A 25,049-nucleotide genomic window follows, 5' to 3' on the forward strand; every position below is an offset into this window, starting at 1 on the left:
TCACTTTACGAAAGAAAGGAAAGGCACTATGAAGATCCTTATGGTACTTACGTCACACAGCCAAATGGGCGACACCGGGCATAAAACCGGCTTTTGGCTGGAAGAATTCACCGCACCCTACTATGTGTTCCGCGATGCAGGCGCAGACATCACCATCGCCTCTCCAAAAGGTGGTAAGCCACCGGTTGACCCCAATAGCGAAGCGGATGATGCCTTGACCGAATCCACCCGCCGCTTCCAGAAGGACGCCCACGCCAGGGAAGCCCTCGCAAGCACAAAGGTGCTGAGCAATGTAGACATGAACGAATTTGATGCCATCTTCTACCCGGGTGGTCACGGCCCTTTGTGGGATCTGGTGAACGACACGGCATCCATCGCCCTGATCAAAGCCGCTTACGAGCAGGACAAGGTGATTGGCGCGGTATGCCACGCACCAGCGGTGTTCAAGCATGTTGAAATCAAGCCCGGCCAGAACCTGGTTGGCGGCCGCCAGGTAACGGGCTTCAGCAACAGTGAAGAGGAGGCAGTTGGTCTCACGAACATCGTACCTTTCCTGCTGGAAGACATGCTGAAAGAAAACACTGCAACCTACTCCAAAGGTGACGACTGGGCTCCGCACATCGTTGTGGATGGCAAGTTAATCACCGGCCAGAATCCGGCGTCATCCGAGGGTGCGGCCAAGGCAATGGTGCAGACGCTTCAGCAAGACTGATACCGGTAACGCGCGCTCCGGCTTGGCGCCACGCCTGGCCGGGGCACTCTTTCCCCCATGATGTCCCGCAATTAACCACCAAGACTCGCCAGTCTGTGCTAACTTTTGAGGAACATCTCTAAAGGCTGCTTCTTTCATGAGTAATCCAAAACACACCCTTTTCTGGATGAGCTTTTTTCTGGCGGTTGTTGCCGTTGTCGGCGTGTTGGTCCATAAACCTCTGGCCACCGCATTCATGGCGAACTGGGTCTTCAACCTGTTAATTGTCGGCGTTTTAATAGTCGGCATCGGCCTCACTTACCGTCAAGTATTCGTTTTATTCCCCGAGCTGCGCTGGATTGCCCAGTTCCGCACCGGCCATTCCGGCCTTTCGGTGCTGGAAGAACCCCGGCTGCTCAAGCCATTGGCGCGGCAGCTGGGCGAAGACTCCAAGCGTGATCGCTTCACCCTCTCTACCATGTCGCTTCGCACAGTTCTGGACGGCATCCATTCGAGAATGGATGAGCAACGGGAAATCACACGCTACTTCATCAACTTGCTGGTTTTTCTCGGCCTTCTCGGTACCTTCTGGGGTTTGCTGGGCACCATCAATGCAGTTGGCGAGGTCATTACCAACCTGGATATGGGCCAGGGCGATTTCGGCAAGGTGTTTGCGGATCTTCAGACGGGATTATTGACTCCATTGCAAGGCATGGGCACGGCATTCAGCTCATCTTTGCTAGGACTTGGCGGTTCGCTGATATTGGGCTTTCTCGACATTCAGGCAGGCCATGCCCAGAACCGGTTTTACGACGGCCTCGAAGAGTGGCTGACCGGCGTAACCAACCTGCTGGACCCATTCACCAGCAATGAACGCCAGTCATGATCGGATCCAGGCGCCGCAGCCGAAGCACCACGAACGTATGGCCGGGTTATGTAGACGCGCTCTCGGCCCTGCTGATGCTGGTCATCTTCATGCTGCTGATTTACGTGGTCAGCCAGCTTTTCCTGTCTCAAACACTGTCTGACCGCAACTCCGAACTCGCCCGACTGAACCAGCGCCTGACCGAAATATCGCAACTGTTGGGGCTGGAGCAAAGCAAAACAGACGCGCTGGAACAGCAAATACTCACCGTTCAGAGCAACTTCAGCGACAGCCAGTCTGAGAATAAGAACCTGCAAGATCGGTTGGAAGCGTCCCGCAATCAGCTAATGCAGCAGACTGCCGATGCCGAAGCTCGCGCCGAAACGTTGGCAAACATGAACCAGGAACTGGATAACAAAGACGAGCTCTCCGTCAGCCAGCAAAACATGATTTTGCAGTTATCGAATCAGATTGCTTCGCTGCAGAACCAGTTACGACAGATTACCGCTGCGCTCAAATTGCAAAAAGAAATGACTGCAGACAAAGACGGCGAGCTGGAGAACGTCAGCCGACGCCTGAATACCTTGTTGGCAGAGCGCGTTAACCAGCTGGAACAATACCAGTCTGAATTCTTCTCACGACTGCGGAACATTCTGGCGGCCAATGAAAACATCCGGGTGGTCGGCGACCGTTTTTTACTGCCATCCGAGTTATTGTTCGCTTCCGGCTCCGCCCAGCTCGGCGATGAAGGCAAGCGCGAACTCGATAAACTGGCCGGGGTACTGCTCGAAGTGGTCAAAACCATCCCGGCCGATCTCGACTGGATTCTGCGCATTGATGGGCATACGGACCTGATTCCCATCAATACACTGCAATTCCCTTCCAATTGGGAGCTCTCAACCGCCCGCGCAGTGGCGGTGGTTCGCTACCTGTCGAATCAGGGCGTGCCACAAAACCGCATGGTGGCAGCAGGCTTTGGCGAGTTCTTCCCGGTTGCGGAGGGTGTTACGCAGGGAGCTTTGCAGAAGAACCGGCGCATCGAAATCAAGCTGACCGATCGCTAGCCCAACCCATATTCCAAAAGGGCTGTTACGGTAGCAGTGTAAGGTGCATCAATGCCGAGAGCTTTGGAGCGACGAAGCACTGCGCCCGCAATACTATCCAGTTCCAGTGGACGGCCTTTTTCCTTATCTACCAGCATCGACGTTTTGATCGCGTTAAAGCTGCTGATCAGTTCGAACATTTCATCGACATCCGCCTTACCAAGCTCCTGACCGTCGGCTTTCGCAGCAGCGGCTGTTTCTGCCATCATGCCATACACTATTCGACTGAGTTTGGGGTGCCGGGTCAGGCTCTGAGTATCCAGCCCGGTAAGTGCCGAGATCGGATTAACACCGTTGTTGATCACCAACTTGCGCCAGAGCTCGTGGCGGATATCGTCCGAAACAACCGTAGGAATACCAGCCTGCTCAAAGGCGCTCTGTAGGATTTCCAAAAGCGGGCGACGAGCGTCCTGCATACTCGCAGTGCAGGGCCACGCACCCATAACAATCTGGGCAACACCCTCCGCCTCAATAACACCGGGCTCAACAATATGACCGCCGATACGCACCGCTAATCCGCCCAGAACACGGCTTTCGCCAAGGGTTTGGGCAATCAGAGGTTCATTGTCCACACCGTTCTGCAACGACAGGACCACCGCGTCACTTTCCGACAGCCAAGAACCAAGCTCATCGAGCACCGCCTTTGTCGCAGTGGACTTGAGCGCAATGGCAATCACATCAAAATCAGACGGCTGGTAATCCTGCATCAGTGCCGCATGGTCAACAGCCGGAACCTGACACTCTATACGCTGGTTGGCATAGTGAACTACCAGGCCCGTTTTCTGCAGGGCAGCAAGGTGGTCACCACGGGCCGTGAGAACAACCCGATGGCCCGCCTCAGCCAGCCGCGCACTGTAATAGCCACCAATCCCCCCGGCGCCGATCATGAGTATGCTGAGCATAATCAACAGACCTCTTCACCCTATTTTTTCAATCTTCCAGTTTTCGGTGGTTAAACGCCAGTCTGACAAGCATCCCGGTTTGCAGCACCACTAAAAGGCCAAAAGCAGCCTGATAACCGGCTTTCTCGTAGCCCGCCCCTGCGCCAACTTCCCAGAACCCTATAATAATTCCAATGCCCCACTGCAAAATAAAAGCGGAGAGAAACACCAGCAGGTTCAGCGCCGTGTTGGCGCGGCCGGCAAGATGCTGATCAAAATGCCGCGACAGCAACGCAAACACAGCACTTGAAACTGAGCCGAGAAATCCGAACAGCGCCATAAACAGAAAAATTCCCGGCACCTGCCAGCCGGAAGCCATCACTGTCACAGCCATGAGAAACAGCCCCAACAACACCGCAACGATCGGCACCGGGCGAATGCCCAACCTGATCAGGCGCGCCAGAACAAAACCCAGCATCAGGAAACCAACGCCCATCCCCGCCGCCATAACCATCAGAGCCATTGCCACCTGCCCGGAGTCCATCCCCATAATATCCCTTAGCCAGGGTGCAGCCCACAAGGTGGCGATGGCAAGGGAGGATCCGCTGAACACAGCTGCCACCGGTGCCAACTGCCAGAAAAAGCGGTCTCGGAAAATCTGCTTCAGGCCGGCAAGCTGGGCACGCAATCTGGAATCGGCCGGGGGCTCACTGCGTTCTGGCACAATGAAAAAGATAACCACAGACAAGGTCAGCGTCAGCGCAGCAAGCCCTGCGAATAGCTGGCGCCAATCACTGAACACCAGAAGCCACTCTACCGGCTTTGTTGCAGCGAGCGCCCCCAGTGCACCAAAAGCCATGAGGCTGCCATTGAGAAACGGCAACTGGTCCGGGCGGAACCAGAGGGCGAAGGCCTTGAATGATGCCATCAGGCAGCAAGCCACACCGATACCGATCAGCAGCCGGCCCAGAGTCAGCACCAAGAGACTGTCGGCACTGGAGAATACTATCGCACCCAGAGCGGCAACCAGTAGCAACAGGGATTCAACGCGACGGGGGCCAAAACGATCCAGCAGTACACCCACGGGTAACTGGGCAAATGCGAAGGCTATAAAGTAGGTACTTGTCAGCAAACCAAGCTGGCTGGCTGACAAGTGCATATCGGTAACCAGCTCTCCGGAGATGACCGCGTTGACAGCGCGGTACACATAGGAGAGAAAATACCCCGCCGCAAACGGCAGAAAAATACTCAGGAATAGTCTGCGCGCCTGCGTCACGGGGATCGCCTGTATGTCAATGTGTGCTCTTAAACAAACTTGCCGCTCAAGGTACCCAGGCCCTGGTAACGCACTGTGAAGGCATCACCTTTCTCAACCTGAACCGCTGCTGTAATGGCACCGATCATGATGAAACTGCCTGCAGGCAAGCTTTCACCACGATCAGCCATCATATTAGCCAACATGGCGACTGATGCTGCCGGGTGGCCCAGAACCGCCGCACCCGCGCCGGTTTGTACCACTTCTCCGTTGATTTCCATTACAACACCGATGGTTTTCAAGTCTAGGTCAGCAATGTCAGCCATGCGGCCACCGGTTACGAAACGGCTGGACGATGAGTTATCAGCAATCACGCTTTTGAGGTCGAACTTGAAGTCCTTGTAACGGGAATCGATTACCTCAACCGCTGGCATAACAAAGTCTGTAGCACGTAACACGTCACCAATATGCACGCCCGGGCCTTTCAGCTCATCCTTGAGTACAAAGGCCAGTTCCGCCTCGATTTTAGGGTGAATCAGCTCATCATGCTTGATCTCCCCACCTTCAGGCACACTGAAATAGTCCGCCAAAAAGCCATAGCAAGGCTGCTCAACCCCCATCTGGGCCATCTTGGCCCAGGAAGTCAGGCCCATTTTCATGCCGACAATCTTGTGGCCACGCTCTTCCTTGCGACGACGGGTTTCCCACTGGATGTCGAAGGCATCCTTGTAGGTCATTTGCGGATAGTCGTCAGTGATCTTGGTGATCTCATAGGCTTCCAGTTCGGCTTTCTCGCAGTGGGCCGCCAACTCTTCAATCTGCGCCTGGGTCAGCTTGTTCTCATACGCTTCAGTCATCAGATCAATCCTTTTTCTTTGGCCATGGTCAACGCCAGGTCTTCAATCATGTCTTCCTGCCCGCCCACGGTGCCACGGCGGCCCAACTCAACCAGAATGTCACGGGCTGAAATGCCATACTTTTTCTCTGCCCGTTCTGCGAACAGCAGGAACGAGGAGTAAACGCCCGCATACCCCAACGTCAGCGCGTTACGGTCCACACGGATCGGCTGGTCCATCATCGGCACCACCAGGTCTTCGGCCACGTCCATGATCTTGTACAGATCAACACCGGTTTCCACACCCATGCGATCCAGCACGGCACAGAAGACTTCCAGTGGCGTATTACCAGCCCCCGCCCCCAAACCGGCAACGGAACCGTCGATACGGGATGCGCCGGCTTCAATGGCAGCCAGCGAGTTGGCAATGCCCATGCCCAGGTTGTGATGGCCATGAAAGCCGATCTCGACGCCAGGTGGCAGCTCTGCACGCAGCAAGCCTATGCGAGCGGTAACGTCGTCCGGCAGCATGTAACCTGCAGAGTCCGTCGCGTAGATACAGTTGGCTCCGTAGCCCACCATCAGCTTGGCCTGCTCGAGAATCTTCTCGGGACTGACCATGTGCGCCATCATCAGGAAGCCGACGGTGTCCATCTTCATTTCGGCGGCCATGCCAATATGCTGTTCCGACACATCAGCTTCGGTGCAGTGGGTAGCCACACGGATGGAAGAAACACCGCAGTCCCGGGCCATTTTGAGGTGGTCAACGGTACCGATCCCCGGCAAAAGCAGCGCAGAAATTTTGGCGTTCTTCATCTTAGGTACGACGGCGCTGAGGTATTCCTTGTCGCTGTGGGCCGGGAAACCGTAGTTCAGAGAGCGACCACCCAGACCGTCACCGTGGGTGACTTCGATCATCGGCATACCCGCCTCATCCATTGCCGTCGCGATGCTGACCGCCTCATCCAGACTGATCTGGTGTTGTTTGGCGTGCATGCCATCGCGCAGGCTCATATCGTGCAACGTGACTTTTTTACCTTGTAAATTCATTGTTCTCTCCCCCGCTTAGCCGCGTGCCGGCAATGTGATGGTGCCGTCAGCCGCTTCTTCGGCAAACATCTCGGCAGTACGTAGGGCGGCGGCCGTCATGATGTCCAGGTTGCCGGCGTACTTGGGCAGGAAATCGCCCAACCCTTCCACCTGCATGTAACAGGTGACCTTGTTGCCATCGAATACCGGGCCATTAACCAGGGTGTAACCCGGAACGTACTTCTGTACTTCCTTCACCATGGCCTGCACGGATTCGGTGATGGCCTCCTGGTCAGGCTCACTTTCAGTAAGGCAATGGATGGTGTCGCGCATCATCAGCGGCGGCTCGGCTGGGTTGATGATAATAATCGCCTTGCCCTCTTTGGCACCGCCTACTTTCTCCACAGCCCCTGCGGTCGTGCGGGTGAACTCGTCGATATTCTGGCGTGTACCCGGACCTACTGAGCGAGAAGACACAGTCGCAACAATCTCACCGTAGGCCACCGGTTGAACACGGCTGACAGCCGCAATCATCGGGATTGTCGCCTGGCCACCGCAGGTCACCATGTTGACGTTCATTTCCAGGTTCTTGGCGTGGTCTGCCAGGTTCACCGGCGGTACACAGAAGGGGCCAACGGCTGCTGGCGTCAGGTCTACCATGATTACGCCCAATTCGTTCAGCTTGCGGCTGTTCTCGGCATGGACGTAGGCAGAGGTTGCATCAAAGGCGACGCGAATATCATCTTTAATAATATGTTCCAGAACACCGTCCACCCCGGTTGAGCAGGTTTTAATGCCCATTTCGGTAGCACGTTTGAGGCCTTCTGATTCCGGATCGATACCCACCATCCAGACGGGCTCAATCCACTCGGAACGCTGCATTTTCATGAGTAGGTCGGTGCCGATGTTGCCTGGGCCAATAATGACCGCTTTGAGTTTCTTGTTCATGTTTCGGATTCCTGTATCAACGGGAGCAATCAGATGAAGCGGACAGACGCACTGCCAATGCCACCTATGCTCACACTCATAAAATCACCAGCTTGCACCGGCTCCAGAGGCACCAACGAACCGGACAAAATCACTTCGCCAGCCTTCAGTGGAATACCAAACTGTCCCAGGGTGTTTGCCAGCCAGGTAACACAGGTAACGGGGCTTCCCAAAGCCGCCGCGCCCGCGCCGGTGCTGATAATTGATCCGTTCTTTTCCACCACCATGCCGCAGGTAGCTAGATCCACCTTGCGGGGATTCACCGCCCGATCCCCCAGCAGGAACACGCCGCAGGATGCGTTGTCGGCTACTGTGTCCTGAATTTTTATTTCCCAGTTTTCAATGCGGGAGTCCACCACCTCGAAGCAGGGCAGCACGCAATCGGTTGCTGCCAGCACATCTGCTGCTGTCAGGCCCGGACCCAACAGGTCTTTTTTCAGAATGAAGGCGATTTCACCTTCCGCCTTGGGCTGCATCAGGCGACCGGAAATCTGGACTTCCTCGCCTTGGCTATACGCCATTTTGTCGGTGAGGTAACCGAAGTCCGGCTGCCCCACCTTGAGCATGTTTTGCACTGCCTTGGAAGTCAGGCCGATCTTTTTCCCGATCACCTTTTCTCCCGACTCGATACGGCGCTCCAGTATCCGGAGGGAGATGTTATAGGCATCCTCAACGGTGATATCACTGAAGCGCTCAGTCAGTGGTCGCACGGCAGTGCGGTTGACCATGGCCTGATAGAGCTCATCACCGCAGGCCTGAATCTGTTGCTTATCCATATCCGTTCCTCAGAGTTTGATGCAGATATTTTTGGTTTCGGAGTAGAACTCGAGGCCGTGTGCACCACCCTCGCGACCCAGGCCGGAATGCTTGGCGCCACCAAACGAGGTGCGCAGATCCCGCAGGAACCAGGAGTTCACCCAGGCCAGGCCAACTTCCATCTGTTCCGCCACACGAATGGCGCGGGCTGAGTTTTCCGTCCAGATTGCACAGGCCAGGCCGTAATTGGTGTCATTGGCCAGCGCGATGGCTTCGTCCTCGGTATCAAACGGACGAATGTGGCAACAGGGCCCGAAAATCTCTTCGCGGATAGCGCGCGCGTCTTCCGGCAAACCGGTCCAGATGGTCGGTTCAATCCAGGCGCCTTCGTTCAGCTCGGCGCCCATATCCGGGATGCCGCCACCGATTTCTACAGTTGCACCTTCTTCCCGCGCCAGGTCGTAATAGCTCTTCACTTTTGCCCGATGCTCGAGGCTGACCAGCGGTCCGAAGTTGGCTTCAGGGTCTTCCGGGCGACCCAGCTTCAGTTTGGCGACTTCTTCCTTCATACGAGCGAGGAAGCGGTCAAAAATCGGGCGCTCTACATACACCCTTTCCGTGCCCAGACAAACCTGGCCACAGTTGACAAATGCCGAGCGCATGGTGCCCTCTACTGCCTTTTCAAGGTCACAGTCGGCAAACACTATGCCCGCGTTCTTGCCACCGCACTCCATAGAAACATTGCGCAAGCCAACCGCCGCCGCCTTCATAATGACTTCACCGGTGCGGGTTTCGCCGGTGAAAGTAATTGCATCAACCAAGGGGTGAGTGGTCAGGAAAGCGCCAGCGGAGTCAGGGCCGAAACCGTGCACCACGTTAAACACTCCGGGCGGCACACCACACTCGTTCATAACCTCACCCAGAAGGGTTGCGGTGGCGGGTGTTTCTTCGGATGGTTTCACAACCACGGTGTTGCCGCAGGCCAGCGCCGGACCCACTTTAAAGGTCATCAAAAGCAAAGGTAGATTCCACGGGGAAACAACAGCGATAACACCCTTTGGAGTGCGGTGACCAACGTTCAGAGCACCCGTACCGTCCGGGGTGTCCATGCGAAAGCCCTCGGTGGGATGGCTCATGGAGTCCGCAAATTCCTTGAAGTTCGCCGCCCCACGGGGAATGTCGATGTGGCTCGCCATGGAACGTGGCTTGCCGGTATCCAGGCACTCTGCATCCAGAAACTCGTCAAAGCGTTCATTGATACGATCGGCAATCCTGTACAGCATTTCAGACCGCTGCTTTTGCGTCATCTTGCCCCAGGGGCCTTTCAGGGCGGCCTTGGCGGCGCGAACGGCGGTATCAACTTCGGCTTCACCGGCCTCGTGAACGTTGCCAATCAGGCTGTTGTCGACAGGGCTGCGGTTTTCAAATAACTTTCCGCTGGCAGAGGGCACGTACTCGCCATTGATAAAATGTTTGAACTCTTTCATGGCTCACCTTTCTTGTTAACTAAACCTGCGCACTGCCGCAGCGTTCCGGTTTTGAGTAGCACGGGTGTTTCAGCAATTACGCAACCCGTATCGTCTTTTTTAAATCAGTATAACTTTGCAAATACGGGATAAAACCACCAGGAATGGGGAGTTAAGTTCCCATATTCGGGAACAACCTGAAGCCCGAAACCTGTTGGCAGAGTCATGCATCCACCGCCCCATCGCTCACTTTCGCCATCACAAAATCAATAAAAGCCCGCGTTTTCAGGGGCAGGTTGTCCCGGTGGGGATAGATCATATGCATGGTGCGTTTTTCCATTGACCAATCAGGCAGCAGTTGCACCAACTCGCCGCTGCCCAGTTCCTGCTCCACTGCGTATCGGGGCACACAACAGGCACCAAGGCCCCGCTTGACCGCGTCCAACGCAAAGGTGATTTCATCAGTCCGGATGTGTGCGTGGGGCGTAAAGGTTTCGGCATAACCGTCGCCGCATTGAAATCGCCAGAAGGCCGAGCGTTTGAGGACGATTAACGGCAACGCCGCAAGTTCATCAGGCCGCTTTGGCTGCGGATAGAGCGCCAGCAGCTCCGGCGTAGCCACTATCAGCATTTCCGTGTTCATAAGAGGGCGCGATATCCAGTCATTGAGTGTCACCGAACCCAGGCGGAAGGCGATATCAATACTGTTCTTCACCAGATCCACATTCTGGTTACTGAGGAACATTTCCACGCTTACCCGGGGGTTAAGCTCCATAAACTCGAACACCCAGGCCTTCACCTTGTGGTGCCCCAAAGCAATGGGAGCGGTGATTTTGATGTCTCCGGAGAGGGACGACAGCTCGCTGTTCACATCTTCCGAGCGTATCTCAAGTTCACTCATGACCGGAGAAAGGCTGTTGTAAAAGCGTTGCCCGGACTCGGTCAGGCCAAATTTCTTCGAGCTCCGGTGAACCAGTTTGTAGCCGAGCTGCTGTTCAAACGCCTGCAAACGACGGGAAAGGGTTGAGGTGGGTATATCCAGATAACGGGCGGCAGAAACCAGGCTGCCCTTTTCAACCACCTTGATGAAATAGAACAAGTCCTGATAATTCATATGGTTGTTCTCAATAATGAAATCATGCTTTCCCGCCAATCCTGTCGACAAATATCTGTGCGAGCTTATATTTGTCAGCCATTACTCTTGCTTTCTCATGGCTACCGGAGATTATTTTGAAACTGACCGTCGTCGACCAATCCCCTGTGCAAGGCCTGCCCAACGGAGTTTCTCCTGTAGCAGTTACTGTTGATCTGGCTCGCGCCTGCGACCGACTCGGCTTCCACAGGTACTGGCTGGCCGAGCACCACAACAGTGTCAATTTTGCCGGCCCCTGCCCCGAGATTCTGATCAGCCACATCGCAAGCGTGACCGAGCGCATTCGTGTGGGCAGCGGCGGCGTAATGCTGAGCCATTACAGCCCCTACAAAATCGCCGAACAGTTCAGCATGCTCGAAACCCTCTACCCGGGGCGCATTGACCTGGGTATCGGCCGCGCCCCCGGTGGCGACGAGCTGGCCGCCCATGCGCTGGCGTATCCGGCCCGGCCGGGCTCCGGCAACTACTCAGAACAAGCCTGGTTACTGCAAGGCTTGCTGCACAATACTCTGCCGGACGATCACCCCTACAAAACCCTGCGCGTGATGCCCGGCCAGCCCGCCGCTCCGCAAACCTGGATGCTGGCATCCGGCAGTGGCAGCAGTAGCCTGGCCGGGCAGCTGGGCATGAACATGACGCTGGCATTGTTCATCAGCCCGGATCCGGCTCCACCCGGTGTGATTGCCGAGTACCAGCAGGCATGGCGCGATGCAGGCCACCCGGGCCATCCCGAAGCAAGTATCGCTGTAGCCGCCCTGTGTGCCGACAGCCGCGAAGAGGCGGAATACCTGGCAGCCCCTTCGGTGTACTGGAAAGTCAAAGCCTTCCGGCAGGGCATCCGCGAGGTGGTCAAAGCCCCCGATGAGGCTCTGCGCCTGAAAGCGCAGTTGAGCCCAGCCGAGCAAGACTTCTTCGATGCGGTTCTGAACTCAATGGTTCTTGGCACAGAAGACGAATGTGCTGAAACAATTCTGCGCCTTGCCCGGCAATACCAGTCGGATGAAGTCGGTGTTGTCACTGTGACTCACGACTATCAGCACCGCCTGGCCAGTTACGAAAAACTGGCCAGCGCCCTGCTTTAAAACACTTTGGTCAGGTGCAAGCGCAGCAATGCACCTTCCGGTCCTGCTTCGTTGTTGTACTCCTGGTAGACCGCTGCGTTCAGACCTAACCCGTGGCCAGGCCAGAAATAGCCGGCTTCCGCACCAAGGGCATGCTTTTCGGCTTTATCGGCGGGACCACCGTCATTGCTCTCGAGCTGCCAGGCTTCATAGCCCACCAGACCCACATTCAGCCCGCTGTCCAGACGGTGGCTCAGGGCCCACTCGATCAGGTAGCTGTCGCCGGGTGTAACACCGGTGTCATCCTGTTCGGTCTTGATTTCGTAGCGGGAAAGCGCTGAAAACGTCCAGCGTTTGTCGGGGTCAAAATGCCAGGATCCACCCAGGGTCAGCATGGTGGTGCCATACCCTTTGCCGATGGAGGCCGGTTCCGTTGGCTCGTAGCTTGCGGTATCAAACCAGTGGCCAGCGGCAAACACTGCGTCCCATTGTTTGCCATGCCACCCCAGTACAACCGGCCCCACAAAAATGTCACCCAGACCGCTGTCGCTGTCCTTTACTCCAATACCCTTGAAATCAAGCGAGGTGCGCTGCAAGGGCACAATCAGTTCTGCCCCGTAGCTGGCCCCCAGGAAGGTCTTATCGGTGATCCAGATAAAGCGGTTGGCCAACGCAGTTACTTCGCCCGTGTTCTTTCCGGGTGCTTTGTTGGCCTGGCCATCCCTCACATTGTCTATGTCGTAGTGCGCCAGATAACCACGGTAGTAAATGCCTGGCGGCGGTACGGCGGGGCCACCTATGCCTTCTACACCGGGAACATAGTGCCCGTTGGCTGCCAGCACGGGGGACGAAAGAGGCGCTGCCGCCAGCAAACCGGCCAGAGTCATAACTGTTTTGTATCTCATCAAGCTTTCCTTTTTTGTAATTGTTGGAAATGTATCTTCCAGGGTCAGCGCCCGAGTTTTTTCGCAGACTGCCCGGCAATGCCGAAGTGCTGCTTGGGCATTTCGGTGATCATCACCCGTATGCGCTCCATAGGCGCATCCAGTGAGCGGGCCATGGCTTCGCTCACTTCCCGGATCAGTGTTTCTTTTTGCTCATCACTACGGCCTTCAATGATATAAAGCTGTGCAATTGGCATAACCTCTCCTTATTCGATGGAATTCGGCACCCAAGCCAGCCCCTTTTCAGGGGTCGGTAACGGTGTCACCGGCCCTCCTGATAAAGGTGCCGCTTCGTATACCCAATTAATCAGGTCAATACCGACAGGAATCGCTCGTTCAACGCACGGTCGTGATAGAAAATGGCCTTGCCCAACTCCTCGGCATCCCAGGTAACTGGCTCGTGGTCCGGGTAGTGGTAATCACCGCCGGCGAACACTTCGTTGCGGTTGCCGGAAGGGTCAAAGAAATAAATCGTCTGCCCGTGGGTAAGGCCGTGCCGGGTTGGGCCGATATCGATGGAGGTGTCGGTCATGGACAACAGGTCCGCAGCCTTGAGCACATCCTGCCAGGTTTCCAGGAAGAAGGAGGCGTGGTGGAATTTGGCCGGCTCTTCGTGGTGAATAAAGGCGACGTCATGTGCCTTCATGCTGGCGGTCAGGAACTGCGCAACCCGCTTGCCATCCGGCGCAATAACCTGCTCGGCCAGTTCAAAACCAAGCACATCGCGGAACAGATCCAGGGTTTCATCGAGGTTCGGCCCGTAGAGCAGGCAATGGTCAAAGCGCGTTGCTTTCATGCCTTCCAGCCCCATCGGCCAGGCTTCGGGATTGTGGTTGCCAACGCCCCACTTGCCGGTCTGCTTTTTGGTAGCAAAGATCTCGAACGCGTGGCCGGTAGGTGCAATAAACCTTACCCGACGGCCGCAATCCTTGAGCTCACCCTCGGGAATATCCTCAACCTCGCAACCAAACTCGACGAGCTCGCCGCGCAACTGGTCAACCACTTCCTCGCTCAGACATTTGAAGCCCATGAAGTCCATTCCCGGCTCATCCGCTTGCCTGAGGACGACGGAGAACTTGTCCACTTCCGTCCAGCCCTTCAGGTACACACGGCCCTGGTCATCGCGATCCATTTCGACCAGACCCAAAAGATCCTTGTAGTGTTTGACGGCTTCATCCATATCGAGAACACGGATCTGGACGTGGCCGGGACGCATTACACCCTTTTTCATAATAATTACCTCATTGCTTTTGTTGTTGTGTGCTCATTCATATGCCCGGCTGCAGGTTGCTGCGGCCGGCATTCAATAATCAGATCGGTCAATGGATAGATGCGGCACGCCAGCACCTGGCCCTGTGCAAGGGCTTCCGGGGGCACGTGCACCCGGCTCATCTTTCCGCATGAGTAATCGCCACTGAGTACGGTGACCTTGCAGAAGCCACAACCACCGCCTCGGCAGCCTACCGGCACGCACTTGAGCCCCTGCTGCTCCATGGCCTTGAGAACGCTCTGGCCGGCCTTGCAACGAAACGACTGGCCACTGCACTGTTCGGTAACCTGCAAGAACTCCCCCATGGCCTGGTCTCCCTCAGATCTTCCTGAACAGTGCAGAGCGCTGTGCGTCTTCTGCTCCGTCGGCTGCCGTGAGGAACTTTTCCATGAAGATATCCCGTTCAAACAGGCGTCCCTGCATCAGCGCCGTCAAGGCTGCATCGATCATTGGCGGTGGGCCGCACAGATATGCTTTGCGCCCGGAAAAGCGGCCATCAAAATGGGCTTTCGCCGCCTCATGCACGTAGCCTTTGAACCCCTGCCAGCCTGCATCGTCCTCTGCCTGGCTCAGGGCGGGAACGTAGGTGAAGTTGTCATGGTCGCGGGACAGGCCCTCGAACAGCTCGCGGTTATAGAGCTCTTCCACATTACGGGCGCCCTGAAAGAGCACGATCTGGCGGTCATCATCCTGCGCCAGCAGGTCCAGAATCATGCTCTGGGGGCTGGAAAGCCCGGAGCCACCGGCGATGAAAATGAGATCCCCGGGCTGGGAACTGCGCACAAAGAACTGGCCGTAGGGTCCGGACAGGTTGAGTGTGTCGCCTTCTTTCAGCTGTTGGTGAATGTAGGATGTGGCTGCACCCCCTTCTACCAGGCGCACATGCAACTCCACTTCGTCAGCACGGCTTGGCGGGTTCGCCAGCGAGAAGGCCCGGGAGCCTTCTACCCCGGGTAAATCAATATTGATGTACTGGCCAGCCTGGAAGGTCATTTCCCGGTCAAGCTTGAGGTGCACACCCTTGATGGTTGGCGACAGGTCAACAATTTGAGTGACCGTGGCCTGGTAGTCCTCAACGGGATAGCCTTCAAAGTCTTCGTCTACATCGATATCCGCTTCGATGGTCACGTCACTTTCCAGGGTGGCGCAGCAGACCAGAACCTTGCCTTCCTCCCGCTCGCTGTCCATCAACGCAAATGAAGAGGCTTCACCCAGGTCGACATCACCGTCGATCACCTGGACCTTGCAGGTTCCACAGGTGCCGTGGCCACAAGCAAAGGGCAACCACACACCATTACGAAGCGCGGCCTGGAGGATGGTCTGGCCATCTTCAACTTCAATCTGTTCGCCAATCGGCTCAATGGTTACGGTATGGCTCATAACTCAACCCTCAGGATGCGGAACCCTGGATGCCTTCCAGGCCCGAAGTGGTCACTGTCAGCATGCTCTTATGGTCAATACCGTTGTCGATCAGTGATGCGGCCGGGTCGGGCGTAAAGGCCTCATCGTTAAGAAGCCACTGGGCATTCAGAAAGTCGGCCTTTCCGGAATCCGGATGCCCTGCAACGGCCGGTTTGAGCAGCTCGTCCACAAACGCACCAAAGGTCATGTCCGGCGCAACCAGCAACGCAAAAGGTGCGCAGAACATCAGATGCTTGGGCCAGTAGACATAAAGCAACTGCATGCCGTTGAAGTTCTCAACACGGTCTTTGGGTTCTGCGTGATATTCGGAAATAGCATTAACACTCATGGCGTTCTCCTTTTTGTTTTAGTGGCCCGCCCGACGCTGACAGCGCGGGGCGGGCAAATCTGGTCAGGCTGCGGTCTTTTTCTCGCTTTGGGACTTCAATGGCTTCAGGCCCTTGATATCCAGCCAACGCTGATGGTCCGGCGAGCCGTGGTATTCCATGTTGTCGACGCCAGGATTGATGTGGTAATACTTCTCAACCACTGTTGCGACATCGGCACCACCGCAGTTGCCCTGGTATATCTGGTGCACGGGCAGCCACGCTTGGATGTACTTCTCGGGCTCGTTTTTGAAGATGTCGCAGCAGCCGTCGGAGCAGAAGTGGTAACGCTCACCTTCATGCTTGATCTGGCGATGGCTGAACACGGTCGGGTCGTCTTTTTCCGTAAAGATCACCGGTATCTGGCACACCTGGCAGAGCTGGGGAAGCGTGTTGTTATAGAAACGACGTCCCTCTTTATGCTCTTTGTCCCAGTGCTCGAAACGGGCACGGTAGTACTTGTCGAAAGTCTCCGGGTACTTCTCCGAAAGCCAGGCCATCTCTTCTTCTTCCGGCATCCAGGTATGGAAGTTGGTAGCCTGGCTGTACTGGTAGAAGGTGCTCCAGGCCTGGTGGCTTACGTGGTTCTTGGCATCGTTGGCAATGTCCTGGTACTTGGGCGGACGAATGCCGTAGCGCTCCAGATCCTTGAACAGGGCTCCGCCGTTCTGCTCGTAGTAAACTTCCCAGGCTTCAGCCCAGGACATCACCTTGTTGGGCAGCATGTAGTCCATCATCATCCCAACCAGGCTCAGCAGGCGGAAACCGCGCCAGAACCACTTGTCGATCCAGCGCTGGATAATGGGCACGTTGTCTTCGTGCTGCTCAAGGATGAACTTGATTACCTCAAGGCCAAGGGTCATGTGACGAGCTTCATCCGACTGGGCCGAGAACCCGAAAGTGACCGTGGCCATATCGCCGTTATAGGCGGCGCCGGACATGAAGGGCACGAACAGCAGGTTTGTCAGTACGTATTCGAACGAGAACGAAATGGCGGTCAGGAACTCGAAGGGTCCCGCCGAGCGCGCGTCGTCAAAGAACGATTTGGGAACCGACAGGAACCAGATCCGGTCATGCTGGTGCGCCGCATCGTGCAGGCCATTAAAGTGCTTGTTGTAATGGCTCATCGCGTGCTGCTGGGTCTGGGAATGGCGCAGTTCGTCGATGGCCTGCATCTGGCACGCTACCCGGGCACCGGCTCCACTGAATTGACGTCCTACCCGCGCATAGCCCTGGAATGCAGCGTACTCAAGTGGTGAAACGCCGGAGAGGAACAGCTTCAGTGCGTTAACGTAACGGGCGTCAGTGATGTTCTGATGGCCGTTGTTCTGGGCAAATGCGTCAAAGATCGCGTACAGCTTCTTTTCTTTCTCGGCCTGGTATTTCCAGTAGGCATCCATGGTCAGGCGGAATGGGTCTTCCCATTGCGACCAGTCGGTAATCTTGATGCCCTCAAACTGCTCATCCGGATAGATATCTTCCTTTTTCTGGTACGTGGGCTCCCAGGCCATATCACGGGTGAGGTACTGGTATTTGTCTTTAAGGTTCAGCTTCTTGTTTTTAATAGCCATGTTAGATCTCCCAATCAGTTCCACTGAAGAATGAAGTGGTCATCGTCTTCGTCGACATTGCCGCCAATACTGATCACATCTATCAGCATTTCCTGGACATCCCATTCGCGACCGAGCGTTTCTTCCATGGTGGCCCGGTTGATCACCAGGCGTTTTTCCGCCTCAATCCTGATCATGGCCGGCTGGTGCTGTACCTCGGCATCCGGGTTGTCCTGCATGACCGCTTCAACCAGATAGCGGGCGTTGTCGTTGTCTTGAAATGCGATAAATACTTTCTGGCTCATGCCTGAACTCCTGTGCTTTCGAGACCAACCTTCTTCAGCCGGGCAGAAAGCTCAGCGCGGATTTCATCCAGGGCGTCAAGACCGGTAGTGGCTTGGGCAATGGGCTTCAGGGCTTCATAGGCGCGGGGTTCCCACCGGGCTACCCAGGCTTGGAGTTGCCCACGGTTGCTCTCACTTTCACCGGCAACCGTTTTGATCATAGCGTTGGTCCAACGCAGGGATTCCTTGTACCAGTCACGCTGGAACTCGGTGAGCAGAGACACATCCTCGGCACCCTGTTCGCCCAGCCAGGCATCCATCCAGTCGTAAATCAGCGGGTACATCAAACCGTCCAGAAGAACGTTCTGCACCAGCGTGACCTCGAACCAGTCGTCGATCACCAGCATGTCTTCCACCAGCTTGCGCATGGGCTGCCAGAGCTCGTCGTCCATCCAGAAGGTTTTGGATTCATCGAGCGCCTTGCCGGTGCTGCCATCCAGCAACAGAGCAATGCGGGACAAATACTGACCAATGCCAAGGCGGTCGGTGGCTGCAAACATGTGCATCTGGGCAACGGTGGTGGCAATCGCATCACCGGCAATTTTGCTGTTGTTCATGTTGGCGCCCAGCTCAACATGGCGCAGTGGCACCAAAAACCGCAGGAGCTGATGCTGGGTTTCTTCGGGGAGACGGGTCAGAAGGTTTCGCTTGTCGCAGAAGCCAAAATTGCTTTCTGCTGCTTCCTGCATTTTTGCCCGGTTACCAACATAGGCGCCGTAGAAAAACTGCCGCGGGTCGGTCACCGCATGCCAGTCTTCCATTTGTACAGCGGTACGGCTGGGATCATTGAGGGTGCGCTTCGGATCCCAAAGGGGCCGATAGTGAAAGTTGGTTTTCGCCTCGATATCAAAGCTGGCTTCCTGATAACGGGTTGCCGGCTTGTCACCGAAACGACGTGCAATCGCCGAATAGGTATTGCGAATGGGTTCCACTGAGGTGGTTTTTATTTCAATAGTCATAACTGCCCTACCATCGTTGTTGTTGTGGGGTGGATGTTGGCGTTGGTGGTTAACTGGCTCTAGCGGTGGCCTTTCTCCCCGAAACGCCACTTGACCATGTCTTCGTCAATCTGGCGGATCATGTCGGAATCCATGTGCACCACATTGTTGTGCTCACAGAAAATCTTGAAGGCATCCCGGGGCAGTACCAGCTCGACAAACAGCTCGGGGTAGCCGATTGCAAAATCGAACTCCACAAACCTGTCTTCTGGTGCGCTGCGAACCCGGATATAGCGGGTGTATTCGTTGAAGGTCTTCAGTCGTTGGTCCATTGCTGACCCCGTTGTCGTTGTTGTTGTTGTTTGCTGAACACACTGGAGCAACGGCTGTGCCACAATTTCCAGACCACCACTAAAAACAACACCAAAACATTGATTCTTAGGGATGTTTTTAAGTCCTTCAGGCCTTTTCGACTATCTAGGAGTGGTTTTTAATCTTGAGATTGATCAGAAAAATTTGATCATTTGATAAACCTCAAGATCCGAAGTGAGCAATTGATGAAATGCGCCGAGCCAACTACGACTTTCCGCTCGATTCTTACCATTTGGTTGATTTTTGGCATCAATCAGGGGTTATATGGATAGATCATTGTCTGAGCATTTATGCTCACCCCGCACAAAAATAATGGGGGATCAGAACATGGCTATCAGCTACAAGCCGAAGCTAAAACACACTCAATTTCAAGATCTTACTGATCAGATTCGATTCCTGAGTTCCGAAGGAAAAATCTGGCTTGGTGAGCAGCGCATGCTGTTGATGGCAGTAAGTGCCATGGGAGCATTCCGGCGCGAAATGGTCAACAGCATGGGTGTTGCACGGGCAAAAGGCTTTTTTCTGCGCCTCGGCTATCAGTCCGGCCTGAAGGACGCCGAACTGGCCCGCAAGCTTCGCCCACACTGCGAAGAAATTGATATTTTTCTTGCAGGCCCGCAACTGCACGCCCTGAAAGGCATGGTTAACGTCATTCCTGTTCAGGTAGAAATAAATCAGGAAACCGGCGACTTCTATGCTGAAATGCAGTGGATTGACTCTTTTGAAGTAGAAATCTGCCAGACCGAGCTTGGAAAAATGGACGAGCCGGCTTGCTGGGCCTTGTTAGGCTATGCCTGTGCCTACACATCGTCATTCATGGGGCGCGAAATCATCTTCCGTGAGACCAGTTGCCGGGGCTGTGGAGATGAGAAATGCCTGATTGTGGGCAAGCCTGCAGAGCAGTGGGACGACGCAGAGGAGTTTGCCCGTTATTTCAAGGCAGATCCCATCATAGAAGAGCTTTACGATCTGCAATCCCAAGTCAGCTCCCTGCGCAGCAGCCTCGAAAAGCAACAGGGGCAGTACTATGGTATTGGCCAGTCGGCGTCCTACAACAAGGTCTGCAAAATGATTGATAAAGCAGCCCTTGGGAAAGTATCTGTGTTGCTCCTGGGGGAAACCGGCGTAGGCAAGGAAGTGATTGCACGCAGTGTTCACCTGCGCAGCGAAAGGGCTGACGGGCCATTTGTAGCCGTCAACTGTGCCGCCATACCACCCGACCTTATCGAATCCGAGCTTTTTGGCGTTGAAAAAGGCGCCTTTACCGGTGCCAATCAATCCCGGCCGGGACGTTTTGAACGGGCAGACAAAGGCACGATTTTTCTGGATGAGGTGGTCGAACTCACACCCCGGGCGCAGGCTTCGCTACTGCGAGTGCTTCAGGAGGGGGAGCTTGAGCGCGTTGGCGATAACCGCACACGATCGGTGAATGTGCGCATCATAGCCGCAACCAACGAAAGCCTTGCCGAAGCGGTTGAGGCCGGTAAATTCCGGGCAGACCTCTACTATCGCCTGAATGTTTTTCCGGTGCAGATTCCACCTTTGCGTGAACGCCTTGAAGATCTTCCGCTCCTGACAGAGCATTTTCTGCGGAAGTTCGAAGCAGAATACAACAAACACACTCTCGGTCTGTCGGACAAGGCGCTGGAGCTTTGCCTTCGCTATCGCTGGCCCGGCAATATCCGGGAACTGGAGAACGTGATCGAGCGCGGTGTAATACTCACCGATAATAACGAGACCATCAGCCAGGACGCGCTTTTTGCGGTCTTCCCCAACAGTGAATTTCAGCAGGCATCACCTCAATCATCGGAAATTATCGATGACACGGGTCAGGTAGTCTCCGGCGATTCGCAGCAAGGTGGGCCCGCGCACTGGGCGGAGAGCATCATCAACAATAATGTCAGCCTCGATGAGGTGGAAGAAACCCTTATGCGGAGGGCGATGGACCAGGCAAGCCAGAACGTGTCCGAGGCCGCACGCTTGCTTGGACTCACCCGGCCAGCACTGGCTTACCGGCTCAAAAAAGCCGGCATACTGCAGAAAAATTAAACGGATAGGCAAACGCCCATTCAATATCAGGCACTGCTGAAAGGAACTGTTTCATGGCAGAGGATCTTGCGAGGAACTCAAGCGTACCACTGACCGTGGTGGTTTCAAGGCGTGTCAGAAAGGGGCAGGAAGCAGAGTTCGAGAAACTGAGCAGTCAAATGACGGAGAGAGCCTCACGTTTTCCAGGCCACCTGGGGGCCACCATGTTCCGACCATCTTCCCCGGAGGATCCTGAATACCGGATCATGTTCAAATTCCGGGACCGACAAACTCTCGATGCCTGGGAAAAGTCCGAAGATCGGGCAGAGCTGCTTGAACAGATTGAAAGCCTGTTACTGCAGCCCAGTGAAAGAGACGTTACATCCGGCATAATTACCTGGTTTACCCTGCCCGGGCAGAACCCGGTACAGCCACCCCCAAAATGGAAAATGACCCTGGTGAGCTGGCTTGCACTGTACCCGGCAGTAACACTGGTCTTTATTCTGTTCGGTGATCTTCTGACAACCATGCCGCTGCTGTTGCGAACCATGCTGGTAACGATGGTCGTCATGCTATTGATGAGCTATGTACTGATGCCAAGAATGACACGCTGGTTCGCCTTCTGGCTGTTTCCTGACCGACAGAAAAACATTCGCTGATTTGCACAATCAGCAAGTCCGCTCATTCGCCAACGCATGGAAATCAGGCTCAAAGATAGCTGGTTCCGGATACCCCCCATCGCGGCGCAAGCTCACCGCCCCCGCGATCTTTATGGCTGGGCGATACGTACCGTCAAAGGTGAAACACCTAAGTCATCTGTAATGCGGGATCGATAAATTGCGCACACTATACTGGTTTGCTCGGGATCTCCGCGTGCACGACAACGCGGCCCTGCTTGCCGCCTCCAAATCTGACACTTTGCTCTGCGTTTATGTGGTTGATCCGCGCTGGTTTATGCCCGGGCCGCTGCAGTCGAAAACCATGGGGGCACATCGCTGGCGTTTTTTATGGCAAAGCCTGATGGAGCTGGAGCGAAGCCTGAGAGCACTGGGCCAGTGGCAAGCCATTCAGGACAAGCTGCCCGGTAGAGTGTTTCAGGAATTTGAAACTCTCAGTCTTTTTACCCAGGGCTCGCTTCCCATGAGTCTTGAGGACCTGCCGGATACCTTTTCCCAGTTTCGCAAACAGATTGAAAAGATCGGCGAGCGCGGCCCTGATCAATTGCGAATAAGCACCCTCACGGCGCTGACCTGTTCCGACGAGGCGAGAGCAACTGATCGATTATGATGTGGCGAGTAACTATGGTAACTGGCAATACCTGGCCGGTGTCGGTGCTGATCCCCGCGGTCTCCGCCAGTTCAACCTTGAAAAGCAGACACAGCAATACGATCCACCGGGCATATTTGTCAGCAGGTGGCGCGGCCATGCAGAACAACCCGTTATCCTGCATACAGTGGATGCGGCAGACTGGCCGATTTCGTGACATTATACAGACCGGTCATCCATTATTTTTTTCAACTGAGGATACGTGTTCATGGCTCTGTTCAGCCAGAAGAATGCCCGCAAACAGCTAGATGCTGAAGCCGAGAAGGTAAACCGTGCCGATCTGGAAATGTTACTGGAGCGGCAAAAGGCGATTGAGAAGAAGGTCAAAGGCAGCGGTAAGCTCAAACGGTTCAGTGCCGATATAAAGCTGATGTTTTCCATGATCCGGGACTACTGGAACGGCAGTTATCGCGACGTGCCCTGGAAGAGCATAGCCGCCATGGCTGGCGCACTTCTTTACGTAATGAACCCTCTGGATTTCATCCCCGACATAATCATTGGCATCGGCTTTCTGGATGATGTCGGGGTGGTTGCACTATGTTTGAAGCTGGTCGAGTCTGATTTACACAAGTACGCAGCCTGGAAAGAGGTTAAAGAAGAATCAAGGCAATCGGTACATGCTGATTGATTGAATAATGAACTATAGGTAACCTGAGCTAATTCCCCATTTAAACCGTCAAATCCCCTGGAGATCACGTGGATTTAGCCACCCTGATTGGCCTTCTTGGTGCCATATTACTTATCGTAACGGCTGTTGTTCTCGGTGCGGCCCCCGGTGTTTTCCTCAACGGTGCATCACTGCTTATCGTTCTTGGTGGAACTTTGCTGGTGGTTCTCGCAAAATTCAGCATTCCGCAGTTTCTTGGTGCCTTCAAGGCGGCTGCCCGGGCGTTCAAGTTTAAACTCCCGGAAACCCAGACTAGCATTGAAGAGCTGGTAGAGGTTGCCAACATAGCTCGCAAAGAAGGCCCCCTGGGGCTTGAAGGGCGGGAGGTCAGCTCTCCCTTCCTCGGCAGTGGCATCCAGATGCTGGTGGACGGCCAAACCGATGAGACCATCAAGCAGCTTCTGGACAAAGAGCGGCTGATGACGCTGGATTACAACCGCTCCGGCTCCAAAGTGTTTATGGCCATGGCAGATGTTGCTCCCGCAATGGGCATGATCGGCACTCTGATTGGTCTGGTGCAGATGCTCTCCAACATGGAAGACCCGAAATCCATCGGCCCGGCCATGGCGGTTGCGCTGCTGACCACCCTTTACGGTGCAATGATTGCCACCATGATCGCCACGCCAATTGCCGACAAGCTATCTTTGCGGATGACTGAAGAAGCCCGCATGCAAATGCTCTACACCGATGCGCTGGTGGCCATTCAACAAGGCATTAACCCGCGGGTTATCGAACAGATGCTGTCCAGCTACCTGACTCCAAAAGAGCGCACCAAGGCGCCTGAGGCGGAGGCCGCCAGCGGATAAGCCCCATGGATGAGCTCCCAGAAGAGGAAAAACCGGGCATCCCGGCCTGGGTTGTGACCTTTGCCGACCTGATGTCGCTGCTGATGTGCTTCTTTGTACTTCTGTTGTCGTTTTCTGAAATCGACGCGATGAAGTTCAAGCAGATTGCTGGCGAGCTCTCAAAAGCCTTCGGCGTGCAGCGGGATATACCGGCCCTGGAAATCCCCATGGGCACCAGCCCGATCTTCGACAAATTCTCGCCGGCGCCGCCAGAGCCAACCCTGGTTAACGAAATCAAACAGACCACAACCGATCAACAGCCAGAGTTACAGACCCTTAAAAGCCCAACAGAAGATGCGCTGGAAGCTGCTGCAAATGAATCTCTTGAAGCCAGTGCCAGCCGCATTCAAGAGGTTCTTGAAGAGGCCATCGACGACGGGCGCATTACAGTTGAAGCCGATCTGGACAAACACAGAATTGTTATCCGGGTAGAAGAAAAGGGCTCATTTTCCTCGGGCTCAGCAGAGCTGACCTGGGAGTTTGAAAGCCTGCTTCTGGATATGGCAAAGGTACTGGCGGATATGCCCGGGGATCTGACAGTGGAAGGCCACACCGACGACGTTCCCATTCGAACATCGCGCTTTTACAGCAACTGGGATCTTTCTGCAGCCCGTTCAGCAGCCGTTGCCAATGCCTTGTTAGCCACCGGAGGCGTTGATGCAACACGCTTGGCCGTTAAAGGCTTGGCTGACACAGAGCCGAGAATAGCCAACACCTCCGCTGAGAACAGGGCAAGAAACCGACGCGTTGAGATCATCATCGATATGTCCGAGCCCTTGGAAGAGCAGCGTATGCGGCTTCGTGAATTAATTGAAAAAGACACAGCCGAGCGCGAGGCCATCATCGATATCCGCCCTGTCAGCCCGGATTCGGATTCAGGCACCATTACCTGGTAG

Annotated in this window: 29 protein-coding genes; 11 read left to right on the top strand and 18 right to left on the bottom strand. The window is 55.1% G+C overall.

What is annotated here, in order from left to right:
- The first annotated feature begins 28 nt into the window (after positions 1-28).
- From FFI61_RS11290 to FFI61_RS11300, 3 genes are all read left to right on the top strand, one after another.
- Positions 29-712: a type 1 glutamine amidotransferase domain-containing protein gene (locus FFI61_RS11290; RefSeq protein ID WP_200201389.1), complete on the top strand. Its 684-nt coding sequence runs from the start codon at positions 29-31 to the stop codon at positions 710-712.
- Positions 713-848: 136 nt separating this feature from the next.
- Positions 849-1,577 (top strand): flagellar motor protein MotA, encoded by a 729-nt coding sequence (locus tag FFI61_RS11295; protein ID WP_200370465.1) that lies wholly within the window; start codon positions 849-851, stop codon positions 1,575-1,577.
- Positions 1,574-2,620: a peptidoglycan -binding protein gene (locus FFI61_RS11300; protein ID WP_200370467.1), complete on the top strand. Its 1,047-nt coding sequence runs from the start codon at positions 1,574-1,576 to the stop codon at positions 2,618-2,620. The genes FFI61_RS11295 and FFI61_RS11300 overlap by 4 nt, the downstream gene beginning before the upstream one ends.
- Here FFI61_RS11300 and FFI61_RS11305 read toward each other — a convergent pair.
- From FFI61_RS11305 to FFI61_RS11340, 8 genes are all read right to left on the bottom strand, one after another.
- A complete protein-coding gene (locus FFI61_RS11305) occupies positions 2,617-3,561 on the bottom strand; it encodes a ketopantoate reductase family protein (protein WP_227714859.1) in 945 nt (314 codons plus the stop codon). The genes FFI61_RS11300 and FFI61_RS11305 overlap by 4 nt on opposite strands.
- A gap of 28 nt (positions 3,562-3,589) precedes the next feature.
- Positions 3,590-4,816 (bottom strand): MFS transporter, encoded by a 1,227-nt coding sequence (locus FFI61_RS11310; RefSeq protein ID WP_200370469.1) that lies wholly within the window; start codon positions 4,814-4,816, stop codon positions 3,590-3,592.
- Positions 4,817-4,845: 29 nt separating this feature from the next.
- Positions 4,846-5,652, bottom strand: a complete 807-nt coding sequence (gene dmpH / locus FFI61_RS11315; protein ID WP_200370471.1) for a 2-oxo-3-hexenedioate decarboxylase — start codon at positions 5,650-5,652, stop codon at positions 4,846-4,848.
- A complete protein-coding gene (dmpG, locus tag FFI61_RS11320; RefSeq protein ID WP_200370472.1) occupies positions 5,652-6,680 on the bottom strand; it encodes a 4-hydroxy-2-oxovalerate aldolase in 1,029 nt (342 codons plus the stop codon). The genes dmpH and dmpG overlap by 1 nt, the downstream gene beginning before the upstream one ends.
- 15 nt (positions 6,681-6,695) lie before the next feature.
- Positions 6,696-7,607: an acetaldehyde dehydrogenase (acetylating) gene (locus FFI61_RS11325; protein ID WP_200370473.1), complete on the bottom strand. Its 912-nt coding sequence runs from the start codon at positions 7,605-7,607 to the stop codon at positions 6,696-6,698.
- Between the two features lie 29 nt (positions 7,608-7,636).
- A complete protein-coding gene (gene dmpE, locus FFI61_RS11330; RefSeq protein WP_200370474.1) occupies positions 7,637-8,422 on the bottom strand; it encodes a 2-oxopent-4-enoate hydratase in 786 nt (261 codons plus the stop codon).
- A 9-nt stretch (positions 8,423-8,431) separates the two neighbouring features.
- A complete protein-coding gene (locus FFI61_RS11335) occupies positions 8,432-9,889 on the bottom strand; it encodes a 2-hydroxymuconic semialdehyde dehydrogenase (RefSeq protein ID WP_200370475.1) in 1,458 nt (485 codons plus the stop codon).
- Between the two features lie 202 nt (positions 9,890-10,091).
- A complete protein-coding gene (locus tag FFI61_RS11340) occupies positions 10,092-10,982 on the bottom strand; it encodes a LysR family transcriptional regulator (protein WP_200370476.1) in 891 nt (296 codons plus the stop codon).
- 116 nt (positions 10,983-11,098) lie between these two features.
- Here FFI61_RS11340 and FFI61_RS11345 point away from each other — a divergent pair, with 116 nt between their 5' ends.
- The gene (locus tag FFI61_RS11345; RefSeq protein WP_200370478.1) at positions 11,099-12,103 is read left to right on the top strand and encodes an MsnO8 family LLM class oxidoreductase; all 1,005 of its coding nucleotides are present in this window, start codon (positions 11,099-11,101) and stop codon (positions 12,101-12,103) included.
- On the opposite strand, the gene FFI61_RS11350 is transcribed toward FFI61_RS11345, so the two are convergent.
- From FFI61_RS11350 to FFI61_RS11395, 10 genes are all read right to left on the bottom strand, one after another.
- Positions 12,100-12,987 carry a transporter gene (locus FFI61_RS11350; protein ID WP_200370480.1) on the bottom strand — a complete coding sequence of 296 codons (888 nt, stop codon included), beginning with the start codon at positions 12,985-12,987 and terminating at the stop codon, positions 12,100-12,102. The two genes, FFI61_RS11345 and FFI61_RS11350, sit on opposite strands and share 4 nt — an antisense overlap.
- A 44-nt stretch (positions 12,988-13,031) precedes the next feature.
- Positions 13,032-13,223, bottom strand: coding sequence for a 2-hydroxymuconate tautomerase (locus FFI61_RS11355; RefSeq protein WP_100639049.1), 192 nt, complete (start codon positions 13,221-13,223; stop codon positions 13,032-13,034).
- Positions 13,224-13,333: 110 nt separating this feature from the next.
- Positions 13,334-14,257 (bottom strand): catechol 2,3-dioxygenase, encoded by a 924-nt coding sequence (locus FFI61_RS11360; RefSeq protein ID WP_200370482.1) that lies wholly within the window; start codon positions 14,255-14,257, stop codon positions 13,334-13,336.
- Between the two features lie 5 nt (positions 14,258-14,262).
- A complete protein-coding gene (locus tag FFI61_RS11365; RefSeq protein WP_200370483.1) occupies positions 14,263-14,601 on the bottom strand; it encodes a 2Fe-2S iron-sulfur cluster binding domain-containing protein in 339 nt (112 codons plus the stop codon).
- Positions 14,602-14,614: 13 nt separating this feature from the next.
- Positions 14,615-15,676, bottom strand: a complete 1,062-nt coding sequence (locus tag FFI61_RS11370; RefSeq protein WP_200370484.1) for an NADH:ubiquinone reductase (Na(+)-transporting) subunit F — start codon at positions 15,674-15,676, stop codon at positions 14,615-14,617.
- A gap of 10 nt (positions 15,677-15,686) precedes the next feature.
- Positions 15,687-16,046: a phenol hydroxylase subunit P4 gene (locus FFI61_RS11375; protein WP_200370485.1), complete on the bottom strand. Its 360-nt coding sequence runs from the start codon at positions 16,044-16,046 to the stop codon at positions 15,687-15,689.
- A 63-nt stretch (positions 16,047-16,109) separates the two neighbouring features.
- Positions 16,110-17,654 (bottom strand): aromatic/alkene/methane monooxygenase hydroxylase/oxygenase subunit alpha, encoded by a 1,545-nt coding sequence (locus tag FFI61_RS11380; protein ID WP_200370486.1) that lies wholly within the window; start codon positions 17,652-17,654, stop codon positions 16,110-16,112.
- Positions 17,655-17,668: 14 nt separating this feature from the next.
- On the bottom strand, positions 17,669-17,938 hold the full coding sequence (locus FFI61_RS11385) for an MmoB/DmpM family protein (protein ID WP_200370487.1): 270 nt from the start codon (positions 17,936-17,938) through the stop codon (positions 17,669-17,671).
- Positions 17,935-18,936 (bottom strand): aromatic/alkene monooxygenase hydroxylase subunit beta, encoded by a 1,002-nt coding sequence (locus FFI61_RS11390; protein ID WP_200370489.1) that lies wholly within the window; start codon positions 18,934-18,936, stop codon positions 17,935-17,937. Before FFI61_RS11390 ends, FFI61_RS11385 begins: the two co-directional genes overlap by 4 nt.
- 59 nt (positions 18,937-18,995) lie before the next feature.
- Positions 18,996-19,247, bottom strand: coding sequence for a phenol hydroxylase subunit (locus FFI61_RS11395; RefSeq protein ID WP_200370497.1), 252 nt, complete (start codon positions 19,245-19,247; stop codon positions 18,996-18,998).
- A gap of 367 nt (positions 19,248-19,614) precedes the next feature.
- Between FFI61_RS11395 and FFI61_RS11400 the strand changes: the two genes are divergently transcribed.
- The 7 genes from FFI61_RS11400 to FFI61_RS11425 all read left to right on the top strand — a co-directional run bounded on the left by FFI61_RS11400 (position 19,615) and on the right by FFI61_RS11425 (position 25,049).
- On the top strand, positions 19,615-21,336 hold the full coding sequence (locus FFI61_RS11400; protein ID WP_200370498.1) for a sigma-54-dependent Fis family transcriptional regulator: 1,722 nt from the start codon (positions 19,615-19,617) through the stop codon (positions 21,334-21,336).
- A 53-nt stretch (positions 21,337-21,389) separates the two neighbouring features.
- On the top strand, positions 21,390-21,974 hold the full coding sequence (locus tag FFI61_RS11405; protein WP_200370499.1) for an antibiotic biosynthesis monooxygenase: 585 nt from the start codon (positions 21,390-21,392) through the stop codon (positions 21,972-21,974).
- Between the two features lie 214 nt (positions 21,975-22,188).
- Positions 22,189-22,602: a deoxyribodipyrimidine photo-lyase gene (locus FFI61_RS11410; RefSeq protein WP_310965353.1), complete on the top strand. Its 414-nt coding sequence runs from the start codon at positions 22,189-22,191 to the stop codon at positions 22,600-22,602.
- Between the two features lies 1 nt (position 22,603).
- On the top strand, positions 22,604-22,798 hold the full coding sequence (locus tag FFI61_RS17815) for an FAD-binding domain-containing protein (RefSeq protein ID WP_310965354.1): 195 nt from the start codon (positions 22,604-22,606) through the stop codon (positions 22,796-22,798).
- Between the two features lie 51 nt (positions 22,799-22,849).
- On the top strand, positions 22,850-23,269 hold the full coding sequence (locus FFI61_RS11415; protein ID WP_200370500.1) for a YkvA family protein: 420 nt from the start codon (positions 22,850-22,852) through the stop codon (positions 23,267-23,269).
- Positions 23,270-23,337: 68 nt separating this feature from the next.
- Entirely contained in the window at positions 23,338-24,114 is a 777-nt protein-coding gene (locus FFI61_RS11420; protein WP_200370502.1) for a MotA/TolQ/ExbB proton channel family protein, read from the top strand.
- A 5-nt stretch (positions 24,115-24,119) separates the two neighbouring features.
- Positions 24,120-25,049 carry a flagellar motor protein MotB gene (locus FFI61_RS11425; protein WP_200370503.1) on the top strand — a complete coding sequence of 310 codons (930 nt, stop codon included), beginning with the start codon at positions 24,120-24,122 and terminating at the stop codon, positions 25,047-25,049.

The sequence above is a fragment of the Marinobacter sp. DY40_1A1 genome, assembly GCF_016597815.1.
Lineage (GTDB): Bacteria > Pseudomonadota > Gammaproteobacteria > Pseudomonadales > Oleiphilaceae > Marinobacter > Marinobacter xiaoshiensis.

Excerpts from the sequence above, each read along its gene's own strand:
- dmpG (WP_200370472.1), bottom strand. The coding sequence starts at position 6,680 with ATGAATTTACAAGGTAAAAAAGTCACGTTGCACGATATGAGCCTGCGC.
- FFI61_RS11385 (WP_200370487.1), bottom strand. The coding sequence starts at position 17,938 with ATGAGCCAGAAAGTATTTATCGCATTTCAAGACAACGACAACGCCCGC.
- FFI61_RS11295 (WP_200370465.1), top strand. The coding sequence starts at position 849 with ATGAGTAATCCAAAACACACCCTTTTCTGGATGAGCTTTTTTCTGGCG.
- FFI61_RS11305 (WP_227714859.1), bottom strand. The coding sequence starts at position 3,561 with ATGCTCAGCATACTCATGATCGGCGCCGGGGGGATTGGTGGCTATTAC.
- dmpH (WP_200370471.1), bottom strand. The coding sequence starts at position 5,652 with ATGACTGAAGCGTATGAGAACAAGCTGACCCAGGCGCAGATTGAAGAG.
- FFI61_RS11340 (WP_200370476.1), bottom strand. The coding sequence starts at position 10,982 with ATGAATTATCAGGACTTGTTCTATTTCATCAAGGTGGTTGAAAAGGGC.
- FFI61_RS11360 (WP_200370482.1), bottom strand. The coding sequence starts at position 14,257 with ATGAAAAAGGGTGTAATGCGTCCCGGCCACGTCCAGATCCGTGTTCTC.
- FFI61_RS11425 (WP_200370503.1), top strand. The coding sequence starts at position 24,120 with ATGGATGAGCTCCCAGAAGAGGAAAAACCGGGCATCCCGGCCTGGGTT.
- FFI61_RS11405 (WP_200370499.1), top strand. The coding sequence starts at position 21,390 with ATGGCAGAGGATCTTGCGAGGAACTCAAGCGTACCACTGACCGTGGTG.
- FFI61_RS11325 (WP_200370473.1), bottom strand. The coding sequence starts at position 7,607 with ATGAACAAGAAACTCAAAGCGGTCATTATTGGCCCAGGCAACATCGGC.
- FFI61_RS11415 (WP_200370500.1), top strand. The coding sequence starts at position 22,850 with ATGGCTCTGTTCAGCCAGAAGAATGCCCGCAAACAGCTAGATGCTGAA.
- FFI61_RS11370 (WP_200370484.1), bottom strand. The coding sequence starts at position 15,676 with ATGAGCCATACCGTAACCATTGAGCCGATTGGCGAACAGATTGAAGTT.
- FFI61_RS11395 (WP_200370497.1), bottom strand. The coding sequence starts at position 19,247 with ATGGACCAACGACTGAAGACCTTCAACGAATACACCCGCTATATCCGG.
- FFI61_RS11335 (WP_200370475.1), bottom strand. The coding sequence starts at position 9,889 with ATGAAAGAGTTCAAACATTTTATCAATGGCGAGTACGTGCCCTCTGCC.
- FFI61_RS11380 (WP_200370486.1), bottom strand. The coding sequence starts at position 17,654 with ATGGCTATTAAAAACAAGAAGCTGAACCTTAAAGACAAATACCAGTAC.
- FFI61_RS11375 (WP_200370485.1), bottom strand. The coding sequence starts at position 16,046 with ATGAGTGTTAATGCTATTTCCGAATATCACGCAGAACCCAAAGACCGT.
- FFI61_RS11350 (WP_200370480.1), bottom strand. The coding sequence starts at position 12,987 with ATGAGATACAAAACAGTTATGACTCTGGCCGGTTTGCTGGCGGCAGCG.
- dmpE (WP_200370474.1), bottom strand. The coding sequence starts at position 8,422 with ATGGATAAGCAACAGATTCAGGCCTGCGGTGATGAGCTCTATCAGGCC.
- FFI61_RS11290 (WP_200201389.1), top strand. The coding sequence starts at position 29 with ATGAAGATCCTTATGGTACTTACGTCACACAGCCAAATGGGCGACACC.
- FFI61_RS11390 (WP_200370489.1), bottom strand. The coding sequence starts at position 18,936 with ATGACTATTGAAATAAAAACCACCTCAGTGGAACCCATTCGCAATACC.
- FFI61_RS11365 (WP_200370483.1), bottom strand. The coding sequence starts at position 14,601 with ATGGGGGAGTTCTTGCAGGTTACCGAACAGTGCAGTGGCCAGTCGTTT.
- FFI61_RS11400 (WP_200370498.1), top strand. The coding sequence starts at position 19,615 with ATGGCTATCAGCTACAAGCCGAAGCTAAAACACACTCAATTTCAAGAT.
- FFI61_RS11355 (WP_100639049.1), bottom strand. The coding sequence starts at position 13,223 with ATGCCAATTGCACAGCTTTATATCATTGAAGGCCGTAGTGATGAGCAA.
- FFI61_RS11300 (WP_200370467.1), top strand. The coding sequence starts at position 1,574 with ATGATCGGATCCAGGCGCCGCAGCCGAAGCACCACGAACGTATGGCCG.